The organism is Lysobacter enzymogenes (assembly GCF_017168095.1).
Lineage (GTDB): Bacteria > Pseudomonadota > Gammaproteobacteria > Xanthomonadales > Xanthomonadaceae > Lysobacter > Lysobacter enzymogenes_D.
On record NZ_LXSD01000074.1, the window covers coordinates 1 to 2083 of the forward strand.

The 2083-nt window shown below is 69.5% G+C and carries 1 protein-coding gene; it reads right to left on the minus strand.

Annotated elements, in window-relative coordinates:
- Positions 1-55: 55 nt before the first annotated feature.
- On the minus strand, positions 56-2083 hold a 2028-nt coding region (locus A7A76_RS02130; RefSeq protein WP_206409650.1), incomplete at its 5' end, for a M13 family metallopeptidase.

A 2083-nucleotide genomic window follows, 5' to 3' on the forward strand; every position in this document is an offset into this window, starting at 1 on the left:
CCCGCTGCGCGCGCCCGCCGCGCCCGCCGCTGCGGCGCGGCGCGGGCGCGCTGGGTTACCAGATCACCACTTGCTTGTCGCCCGCGCGCACCATCGGCTGGCCGGGCTTGCACGAGAACGCCGCGGCGAAGGCCGGCAGGTTCGACGGCGCGCCGATCGCGCGCAGGTCGCTGGGCGCGTGCGGGTTGGAGGCCACCAGCACCTTGAGCAGGTCCGCGGTGTAGCGGTCGCGCCAGCTCACCGCGAAGTTGAGGAAGAAGCGCTGGTCGCGGCTCAGCCCGTCGGTCTTGGGATCGGGCTTGTCGCCCACGGCCAGGCGCATCGCGTCGTAAGCGGTGGCCAGGCCGCCGAGGTCGGCGATGTTCTCGCCCAACGTCAGCTTGCCGTTGACCTTGAGCCCCGGCGCGGCTTCGTAGCCGTCGAACTGTTCGATCAGCTTCTGGCTGCGCGCGGCGAAGCCCTTGGCGTCGGCCGGCGTCCACCAGTTGGCCATGTTGCCGGCCGGGTCGAAGCGCGAGCCCTGGTCGTCGTAGCCGTGGATCATCTCGTGGCCGATCACCGCGCCGATGCCGCCGTAGTTGGCCGCTTCGTCGGCCTTGGGATCGAAGAACGGCGGCTGCAGGATCGCCGCGGGGAATACGATCTCGTTCTGCAAGGGGTTGTAGTAGGCGTTGACCGTCTGCGGGCTCATGCCCCATTCGGTCTTGTCGACCGGCTTGCCGATCTTGCCCAGGCTCCACTTGTAGTTGAACTCGTTGGCGGCCTTGACGTTGGCGTAGTAGCTGTCGCGGCCGGTGTTCAGGCCGCTCCAGTCGCGCCACTTGTCCGGGTAGCCGATCTTCGGGGTGAAGCTCGCCCACTTCTCCAGCGCCTTGTTTTTCGTCTCCGGGCTCATCCACGACAGGTTCTCGATGCGCGTCTTCAACGCGGTGCGCAACTGCTGCACCAGCGCCTGGGTCTGCGCCTTGGCGTCGGCCGGGAAGGCGACCTTGACGTAGAGCTGCCCCATCGCTTCGCCGGCCTGGTCGTCGATGCCGCCGAGCACGCGCTTCCAGCGCGCCTTGGGCTCCTTCTGCCCGCGCATCGCCTTGGCGTGGAATTCGAAGCTCTCCTGCACGAAGGCTGCGGACAGATACGGCGACGCGGCATCGACCGCGTGGTAGCGCAGGAACGCGCGCCAGGCATCGAGCGGGGTGTCGGCGATCATCTGGCTGACTTGCTTGTGGAAGCCGGGCATGGCCAGCGAGAACAGCTTCGGCGTGGCCACGCCTTGCGACTGGAAGAACTTCGTCCAGGAGAAATTCGGGGTCAGTTCGTCGGCCTGGGCCGGGCTGACCGGGTTGTAGTACAGGGCGATGTCGCGCGAGAGCTGCTCGCTCGACAGCGAGGCCTGGGCCAGCCGGGTTTCGAATGCGATCACCGCCTTGGCCTGCCTTTCCGCGTCCGCGGCGCTGGCGCCGGCCAGCTCCAGCACCTTGGCCACGTGCTTGCGGTAGGCCTCGAGCTTGTCGCGCTTGTCGGCGTCGAAGTAATAGCCGCGGTCGGGCAGGCCCAGGCCGCCCTGGCTGGCGTAGGCGAGGTTCACCGAGGAATTCTTGAAGTCGGCCTCGGGCGCGAAATCGAACAGCGGGTTGCGGCCGTGCGCGGCGCTCTCGCGCAGGTAGGCGGTCAACTGCTCGGGCGAGGCCACCGCGTCGATCGCGGCCAGTTCGTCGCGCATCGGCGCGATGCCCTGGGCGTCGATCCTGGCCTCGTCCATGCCGGTGGCCCACAGGTCGCCGACGAGTTTTTCCACGCCGGCGGCCTTGGCGTCGCCGGCGGCCTGCTCGGCGAGCTGGCGCTGGATCGCCAGCGAGCGTTCGGCCAGCACATCCGACACGCCCCACGACGAGCGGTCGCCGGGGATCGGGTTGGCCGCGAACCATTTGTCGTTGGCGTACTGGCCGAGGTTGTCGCAGGCGCTCTTGGCCGGGTCGAGGTCGCTGGCGGCGAAGCGCACCGGCTGCGGCAGCTTGGATTCGTCCAGCGCCAGCGCGGCGGGCGCGGCCGGCGCCGGCGCGGCCTGGGTCGCGGCCGGGGCGGC